Source organism: Stenotrophomonas pictorum JCM 9942, assembly GCF_001431585.1.
GTDB lineage: Bacteria > Pseudomonadota > Gammaproteobacteria > Xanthomonadales > Xanthomonadaceae > Stenotrophomonas > Stenotrophomonas pictorum.
This window is the reverse complement of sequence record NZ_LLXS01000049.1, coordinates 1-8,134: the sequence shown is the minus strand read 5'-3', so window position 1 is coordinate 8,134 and position 8,134 is coordinate 1. Positions and strand designations below refer to the sequence as shown.

The 8,134-nt window shown below is 65.4% G+C and carries 8 protein-coding genes and 1 pseudogene; 5 read left to right on the top strand and 4 right to left on the bottom strand.

Annotated elements, in window-relative coordinates; all coding sequences use genetic code 11:
- The coding region (locus ARC78_RS14400; RefSeq protein ID WP_096144987.1) for a TIGR03862 family flavoprotein at positions 1 to 1,167 on the bottom strand (1,167 nt) is incomplete at its 3' end.
- The gene (locus ARC78_RS14395) at positions 1,151 to 1,582 is read right to left on the bottom strand and encodes an FKBP-type peptidyl-prolyl cis-trans isomerase (RefSeq protein ID WP_057506542.1); all 432 of its coding nucleotides are present in this window, start codon (positions 1,580 to 1,582) and stop codon (positions 1,151 to 1,153) included. The genes ARC78_RS14400 and ARC78_RS14395, both read right to left, overlap by 17 nt.
- A gap of 61 nt (positions 1,583 to 1,643) precedes the next feature.
- On the opposite strand from ARC78_RS14395, the gene ARC78_RS14390 reads away from it, so the two are divergent.
- From ARC78_RS14390 to ARC78_RS14380, 3 genes are all read left to right on the top strand, one after another.
- Entirely contained in the window at positions 1,644 to 2,009 is a 366-nt protein-coding gene (locus ARC78_RS14390) for a DUF6164 family protein (protein WP_054656794.1), read from the top strand.
- 89 nt (positions 2,010 to 2,098) lie between these two features.
- Positions 2,099 to 2,854 (top strand): sulfurtransferase, encoded by a 756-nt coding sequence (locus ARC78_RS14385; RefSeq protein ID WP_054656830.1) that lies wholly within the window; start codon positions 2,099 to 2,101, stop codon positions 2,852 to 2,854.
- Positions 2,855 to 2,967: 113 nt separating this feature from the next.
- On the top strand, positions 2,968 to 3,963 hold the full coding sequence (locus tag ARC78_RS14380; protein ID WP_057506541.1) for an LLM class flavin-dependent oxidoreductase: 996 nt from the start codon (positions 2,968 to 2,970) through the stop codon (positions 3,961 to 3,963).
- Between the two features lie 44 nt (positions 3,964 to 4,007).
- On the opposite strand, the gene ARC78_RS14375 is transcribed toward ARC78_RS14380, so the two are convergent.
- Together ARC78_RS14375 and ARC78_RS14370 are read right to left on the bottom strand one after the other, a co-directional pair.
- On the bottom strand, positions 4,008 to 4,670 hold the full coding sequence (locus ARC78_RS14375) for an exopolysaccharide biosynthesis protein (RefSeq protein WP_054656795.1): 663 nt from the start codon (positions 4,668 to 4,670) through the stop codon (positions 4,008 to 4,010).
- Positions 4,654 to 5,997, bottom strand: a complete 1,344-nt coding sequence (locus ARC78_RS14370) for a hemolysin family protein (RefSeq protein WP_057506540.1) — start codon at positions 5,995 to 5,997, stop codon at positions 4,654 to 4,656. Before ARC78_RS14370 ends, ARC78_RS14375 begins: the two co-directional genes overlap by 17 nt.
- Positions 5,998 to 6,275: 278 nt before the next feature.
- Between ARC78_RS14370 and ARC78_RS14365 the strand changes: the two are divergent.
- Positions 6,276 to 6,903: pseudogene (locus ARC78_RS14365) on the top strand (DUF47 domain-containing protein).
- 12 nt (positions 6,904 to 6,915) lie between these two features.
- Positions 6,916 to 8,037, top strand: a complete 1,122-nt coding sequence (locus ARC78_RS14360) for an inorganic phosphate transporter (protein WP_054656796.1) — start codon at positions 6,916 to 6,918, stop codon at positions 8,035 to 8,037.
- The last annotated feature ends 97 nt before the right edge of the window (positions 8,038 to 8,134 follow it).

Here is an 8,134-nt window from a genome sequence, read left to right as displayed (position 1 = left end):
GTTAATGGGGGGATTACCTTCCCAGTCCAGCATTTCGCCGGCGCAGAACACACCTGGCACGGCATCCAGCATCAGGCCTTCGTTCATCGCCTCGATGCGCACACCGCCGGCGGTACTGATGGCTTCGGCCATCGGGCGCGGCCGTTTCAGCGTCAGTGGCAACCGCTTGAGGGTGTGCGCAACCGCATCCAGATCACTGCCGGCGTCTTTGCCCAGTACCTCGAACAGCAGCGCGGCTTTGGGCGCGTCCAGACCGGCGGCGCGGCGCAGGTGTTCGCCGAAGCTGCGGCCCTTGCGCGGCCGTCCCAGGTCGGCGCGCAGGCGGTCCAGCTCGCGGCCTGGTACCAGATCCAGCTGCAGCTGTGCGCTGCCGTTGCGATGGAGGGTTTCGCGCAGGTCCGCCGCCAGTGCATAGATCAGGCTGCCCTCAAGGCCGTATTCGCTGGCGACGCATTCGCCCTGCAGGTGCTGCGCATGGCCTTGCAGATCGATCCAGTGTGCGATCACCGGTTTGAGCGGGCTGCCGGCGTGGCGCTGCCGGAAATGTTCGGACCAGGCCACGTCGAAGCCACAGTTGGCCGGCTGCAGCGGTGTGATATCCACGCCACGACCCGACAGAATTTCCGTCCAGCGACCATCGGAGCCGAGCTGCGGCCAGCTGCCACCGCCCAGGGCGAGCACGGTGGCATCGCTGTGCACATCGACCGTGCCATTGCCGGTTTCGAAGCGCAGCGTCCCGTCCTCATTCCAGCCTGACCAGCGGTGCTGCACGTGGAAGCGCACGCCTTGCTCTTTCAGACGGCGTACCCAGCCGCGCAGCAGGGGCGCGGCTTTGCGATCAACCGGGAACACGCGTCCGGAACTGCCGACATAGGTGTCCACGCCCAAGCCTTGCGCCCAGTGGCGCAGCGCTTCGGCATCAAAGCCGTCGAGCCAGCGGGCGACGACATCCTGGCGTTCGCGATAGCGGCCGTCGAACTGTGGCCGCGGTTCGGAATGGGTCAGGTTGAGCCCGCCTTTGCCGGCGATCAGGAATTTTCGTCCCGGCGAACCTTTGGCCTCGTACAGGTGCACCTCCAGCCCGGCCGCGCACAAGCGTTCGGCGGCGAACAGGCCGGCAGGGCCGCCGCCGATGACGGCGACGGTGTGTTTAGCGGGGCTGGACATCAAGCAGTTCAACATCGAAAACCAGGGAGGAGCCGGCCGGGATCGGTCCGGTGCGGCGATTGCCGTAGCCGTATTCGGCCGGAATCATCAAGGTGCGCTTGCCGCCGACCTTCATGCCGGCAAAGCCTTCATCCCAGCCACGGATGACCTGCTTTTCACCGAGGTTGAAGGTGAAGGGCTCGCCACGGTCGAGCGAGCTGTCGAATTTTTCACCGTGCTTGTCAGCGGCGCGCTCGTCATACAGCCAGCCGGTGTAGTGGACGGTGACTTTGGTGCCGGGAACGGCTTCAGCGCCGGTACCCGGCTGGGTGTCGATGCGCTCGAAGGTGGCGATGGTGCCTCCGGGCGGAGGTCCCGGCGGGGTGCACCCGGCCGCGAGCAGGGACAGCAGAGTCGGGATGAATAGACGGCGCACGGCGACCTCCGGCAGACAGGGCGTGCAAGGGTAGCGCATCGTCGCCGGGTATCATGGTGCCATGGCTAAACTGCTGCTCAATCTACGCAATGTCGGTGAAGACGAAAGTCGCGAGGTCGGGGAACTGCTCGATCGCAACGCGATCGCCTGGTATCGCACCGAACCCAGTCCTTGGGGCATCTCGCACGGCGGGATCTGGTTGCGTGACAACGACGACCATCCGCGCGCCAAGGCGTTGATGGCGACCTATCAGGCCGAGCGCGGCCAGCGGGTCCGTGCCGAACGCGAGGCGGCTTTGCGTGATGGCAGTGCCGAGACCTTCGGCTCGCTGTTGCGGCAGCGTCCGCTGTATGTGGTGGTGGTGTTGCTGGGCATGGTCGCCGCTGCGGCGCTGGTGCTGCTGCCCTTCATGCTGTTGCGCGGCTGAGCCGGCTTTCCACCGTCTCCATTTTTCCCACCGTTCCGCCGATGGGCCTTTTCCCGGGCTCTGGCAACCGACCGTTCTAGAATATGTCCATGATCGTCAATACCGCCGCCTACCATTTCGTCCCGCTTCCCGATGCCGACACGCTGGCGGCAACGCTGCTCGAGTGCGCCCAGACCCAGGAGCTGCGCGGCACCATCCTGGTTGCCGAGGAGGGCATCAACCTGTTCCTGGCCGGCAGCCGTGACGGTATCGATGCGTTCTACGCGCAGCTGAAAACCGATGCGCGCTTTGCCGCTATGCGTGTCAAGTACAGCTACAGCCAGATGCAGCCGTTCGCCCGGCTCAAGGCCAAGGTCAAATCCGAAATCATCAGCTTCCGCCGCGACGACGGCCAGCCGCTGGACTATCCGCGTGCGCCCAGCGTGGCCCCGGCCACGGTGCAGCGCTGGTTGCGGCAGGGCCATGACGATGCCGGCAAGCGCGTGGTGATGCTCGATACCCGCAATGTCCAGGAGTTCGCGCACGGCACCTTTGCCGGTGCCCTGACCCTGCCGATCGACAAATTCACCGATCTGCCGGCCGCACTCGAGCCGCACCGCGAAGGCCTGGCCGATGCCACCGTGGTCAGTTTCTGCACCGGCGGTATCCGCTGCGAGAAGGCCGCGCTGTGGATGCGCAACGACGGCATGGACAATGTGCTGCAGCTGGAAGGCGGCATTCTGGGCTATTTCGAGGAAGTGGGCGGGGAGGGCTACGACGGCCGCTGCTTCGTATTCGACGAGCGCGTGGCACTGGATCCGCAGTTGCAGCCGCTGGTCGACCGCGAGGCTGAACAGGCCGCCTGAGGGTGTCCGGATGTCGTGCCCGGAAAGCAGTGTTGTGGCGGTGAGGTGTCGGGGCAGCTGGCAATGCAGTGTCATCGGCCCCAACTGGAGGTGGTCCCCAATGGAAACTCCCGATGATTCCTCTGTCGATTCTCGATCTGGCACCGGTATGTGAAGGCGCCACGCCGCAGCAGGCCTTCGGCAACATGCTGGATCTGGCCCAGCACGCCGAGCGTTGGGGTTACCGGCGCTACTGGCTGGCCGAACACCACAACATGCCGGGTATCGCCAGCGCGGCGACTTCGGTGTTGATCGGGCATGTGGCCGGCGGGACCTCCACCATCCGTGTGGGCGCCGGCGGGATCATGCTGCCCAACCACTCGCCGCTGCAGGTGGCCGAGCAGTTCGGCACGCTGGCCTCGCTGTACCCGGGGCGCATCGATCTGGGGCTGGGGCGTGCGCCCGGCACCGATCACGCCACGGCGCGCGCGCTGCGCCGCTATTTCGACAGTGCCGACCAGTTCCCGCAGGATGTTGCCGAGCTGCTCCATTATTTCGAGCCTGCGCAGCGCGGCCAGTCCGTGCAGGCGGTGCCGGGAGCGGGGGTCGAAGTGCCGGTTTGGTTGCTGGGCTCCAGCCTGTTCAGTGCACGGCTGGCGGCGGCGATGGGGTTGCCGTTCGCGTTCGCCTCGCACTTCGCACCCGATGCGATGGATGAGGCGCTGGCGCTGTACCGGCGCGATTTCCGGGCTTCCGCGCGGCTGGCTGCTCCCTACGCCATCCTGGCGCTGAACGTGGTGGCCAGTGACTCCGAGGCCGAGTCGCGGCGCCTGTTCACCACCCAGCAGCAGAGTTTCGTCAATCTGCGTCGCGGCCAGCCCGGACAGATCCCGCCGCCGGTGGCCGATATCGAATCCTTCTGGGCGCCGCAGGAGAAGGCCGGCGTCGAGCGCGCTCTGGCTTGCACGGTGCTGGGCGATCCTGCACAGGTTGCCGAAGGCCTGGCGGACTTTGCCGGGCGGCATCGCCCGGATGAGCTGCTGATCACCGCCAACATCTTTGACCATCAGGCCCGCTTGCGCTCCTTCGAGCTGGCCATGCAGGCCTGGCAGGCGCGACAAGCGCGTTGACCGGGGCGGCCTGGTTACCGCCCCTCCGCGCTGCGCAATTTCCGTCAGCCGCCGGTCCAGCGCTGCAGCAGCTGGCCGGTATGGCTGACCAGTTGCCCGGAGCCGAGTCCGAAAAACATGCCGGCGGCAACGGCTGCCACCCAGTTGAACAGCATCAGCGCGCCATCGCGCTCGATCAGGGCCAGTGCAAACAGCAGCAGCTGGAAGCCGAACAGGTAGTTGGTGAACGGAATCGGCAGCGACAGCAGCAGGCCGACCAGGATCAGCAGCAGGCCAGTGAACATCCGTGCCGGCAATGGCCGGAGCAATGGCGCCATACGCGGTCTGAGCATCCGGTCCAGCCGCCGCAACGGGCGGCCGATCTTGCCCAGGAACCTGTGCATGGTCGCGCGCTTGGGGCCTCGGCGGGCAATGAAGCCGGGCACCCAGGGTCGCGACAGTCCGCCCAGCAGTTGCACGCCGATCAGCACCACCAGCGGGCCGCTGACCGCACCACCGACGCCCGGGATCGGAATGAACGACGGCAGGATCGCGATGAACAGGAAAACGCCGAAGGCGCTTTGCTGCAGGTTCTGCAGGATATGCCGCAGCGGCAGATGTTCGGCCGGATCGCCATGCTCGAACAGGGCCAGCAGGGTGCGGATGCCTTCGTTGCGGTAGCCGTCGCTGCCGGTGCCGTCCGCGGCGGGGTCAGCCGGTGAGTTCATCGGCATCTTCCTCGGCCAGTTTGCGCAGCAGCAGCTTGTCGATGCGCGCGCCGTCCAGGTCGACGATTTCGATGCGCCAGCCCGCCCAGTCGAAGTACTCGCCGGCGTGGGGGATACGGCCGAAATAGTGCATGCACATGCCGGCCAGCGTGTAGTAGTCGCCTTCCTCCGCGTCAGGCAGCGCGGCGCCTTCCATCAGTTCGCGCAGGTCATCGATCGGCAGCGAGCCGTCCACCAGCTGCGAGCCGTCTTCACGGGTGACCACCAGGGCGTCCTCATCGGTATTTTCCGGCGCCTGCAGGCGGCCGACCACGGCGCCCATCAGGTCGCTGATGGTCACCAGCCCTTGGATCTCACCGTATTCATCCACCACCAGGGCCATCGACTGCTGCTCCTCGCGGAAGATTTCCAGCAGTTTCATCGCATGGGTGGACTCGGACACATACAAGGTCTCGCGCAGATTCTGGAACAGCGAGTGCTCGGAGCCCTCCAGCCGGGTGACCAGGGTCTTCACCTCCAGAATGCCGACGATGTCCTGGTCGTTGTCGCGGTACACCGGGTAGCGCGAGAACGCGTGCTCACGCATGGTGTGCAGGTTCTTTTCGGCCGGCGCGGTGGTGTCCAGCCAGGCGATGCGGTTGCGGGGGGTCATCAGGCTGTCGGCGGTGCGGTCGCCCAGGCGCATCACCCGGTTCATCATGTTGCGCTCGTCGGCGTCGATCACGCCCTGCTCGTGGCTTTCGGCCACCAGCATGCGGATCTCCTCTTCCGTCACCGAGGCCGATTCGGTCTGGCCCAGGCCCAGCAGGCGCAGCACCAGATGGGTGGAGCGCGAGAGCAGCCATACGCCCGGCGCGGCGATGCGTGCCAGCCAGCTCATCGGCACCGCCACGACCCCGGCAATGTCCTCCGAGCGGGTCAGGGCGACGCGCTTGGGGACCAGTTCGCCGAAAATCAGCGTCAGATAGGTGATCAGGGCCACCGCCAGGGTCTTGCCGAGGAAGTCGGCATAGGGCTGGGTCGAGCCGAACAGGGCGAAGTTGGCCGACAGTGCCGGGAACAGCGATTGCAGCTGCGCGGCGATGGCGCCGCCGATGGCGTCGCCGCCATAGACACCGGTCAGGATGCCGATCAGGGTGATCCCGATCTGTACGGTCGACAGGAAATTTTCAGGTTTTTCAGACAGTTCCAGTGCACGTGCGGCGCGTTTGCTGGAGCCGGCCATCTGCTTGAGGCGACTTTTGCGCGAGGTCATGACCGACATTTCGGACATGGCAAAGAAGCCGTTCAGCAGGATCAGTGCGATTACGATGAAAAACTCAAGCACGGGAATCTCCCCGGGTTGGTTGCAGGGGAGGGTGTGTCAGGCAGGCGGCGTCCAAGTCACCACAGGTGTGGTGTACCGGGATTCGCGGCGGGGGATGAGGGTCGTCGTCCATAAGGTGCGCCCGGAAGGCGCCCGCGCATCTTAGCAAAACGCGGCTGGCGGGCGCTAACCGCGGCCTCGCGGGCGCTGCGGACAACCGCAAGGAATACCCGAGATGCCTTCTAGCAGTCATAATTCGCGCTGGTGCCGTCCCTCCCGCGACGGCGAATAGGCTCCCCATGTTTTCGTTGCAGACCATTTTCGGTTCCGGCAAGCAGTTCTATACCTAATCTTGACGAGGCCGCACAGGCCGCTTCCGACAGCGCGAAGGCGCTGCATTCAATGATGCGCGAAGCGGATCGCGAGCCTGCTCTGGACGCTTTCAAGCTCGCACGTCTGCGCGAACGGGCCGCCTCGGACAAGATCAGTCAGGCGCTGGTGGACAGCTTCATGACGCCGATCGAGCGCGAGGACATCGAAGCACTGGGTTCGGCGCTGTACAAGATTCCCAAGCAGATCGAGAAGTTCGCCGATCGCTATTCGCTGGCCGTGGCGCATCTGGAGCACATCGACTTCGCGCCGCGCGCGGCGATGCTGGAGCAGGCCGCCGGCGTGGTGGTGGAAATGGTCAACGACCTGCGCCACATGAACCTGGACCGGATGACCGCGTTGAACGAAAAGCTGCGCGCGCTGGAGAACGAGGCCGACCGGCTGATGCTGGAGCTGTACCGCGACATCTACTCCGGACGTCTGGACAACCTGCAGATGTTCCTGCTCAAGGAATTCTTCGAGATTCTGGAAAAAGCCATCGACCGTTGCCGCGAGGCCGGTGTGGTGGCGTACCAGATCGTGCTCAAGAACAGCTGACGGGGCCGCTCGATGCTCACCCTAGTACTGGTGGTGATCCTGGCTGCGCTCGTCTTCGAGTTCATCAACGGCTTCCACGACACCGCCAACTCCATTGCCACCGTGGTGGCAACCAAGGTGCTCTCGCCCGGCTGGGCGGTGATGCTGGCGGCCTTCATGAACCTGATCGGCGCGCTGACCGGCACCGCGGTGGCGCTGACCATCGCCAACGGCCTGCTCAATACCGACGTGGTCGCGGTGACGCCACAGGTGATCCTGTGCGCGCTGCTGGGCGGCATCGTCTGGAATCTGATCACCTGGTGGAAGGGCCTGCCGTCCTCCTCCTCGCATGCGTTGATCGGTGGCCTGTGCGGCGCCGGTCTGGCGGCGGCCCACAACAACTGGGACGCGCTGATCTGGTCGCAGAATGTCGGCAACTGGGCGCAGAACAAGGGCCTGTTGTGGAAGGTGTTCGTGCCGATGATCACCTCGCCGATCGCCGGCTTCCTGCTGGGTATCGTGGTGATGTGCCTGCTGTGGGCGATCATCGCCGCCATGGCGCGCGCGGGTGGCCTGTTGCGCCGGCTGGCGCGTCCGCGCTGGGTCAATGCGTTCTTCGGCAAGGCGCAGATCGTGTCGGCGGCCTACATGGGCTTTGCCCACGGCCACAATGACGCGCAGAAGACCATGGGTATCATCGCCATGACCCTGATCGGCGCCGAGGCGACCGGTGCGCTGGATGACCTGCCTTCCTGGCTGGCCTTCATGCATCCCAATGCGCAGGCTGGGGACGGCATCGCGATGTGGATCGTGCTGACCTGTGCGGTGGTGATGGCAGCCGGTACCGCCTCGGGAGGCTGGAAGATCATCAAGACCCTGGGTCACAAGATGGTCAAGCTGCACCCGATCCACGGCTTTGCCGCGGAGACCAGCTCGGCCACGGTCCTGACCCTGGCGGCGCACTTCGGCATGCCGGTCTCGACCACCCACAGCATCTCCACCGCGATCATGGGCGTCGGCTTTGCCAAGAACCCCAAGTCGCTGCGCCTGGGCGTGATCGAGCGCATCCTGTGGGCCTGGATCCTGACCATCCCGGCAGCCGGTGGCTGCGCCTACCTGATCCTGAAACTGTTCGAGCTGGTGGGCTGGAACTGACGGCAGCCGGTTGTCAGGTGGCAAAAGGCAAACAAAAAGCCCGCCAGTGATGGCGGGCTTATTTGTTGGGCGGCAGATCGGCGAGGCAGGGGGGGGG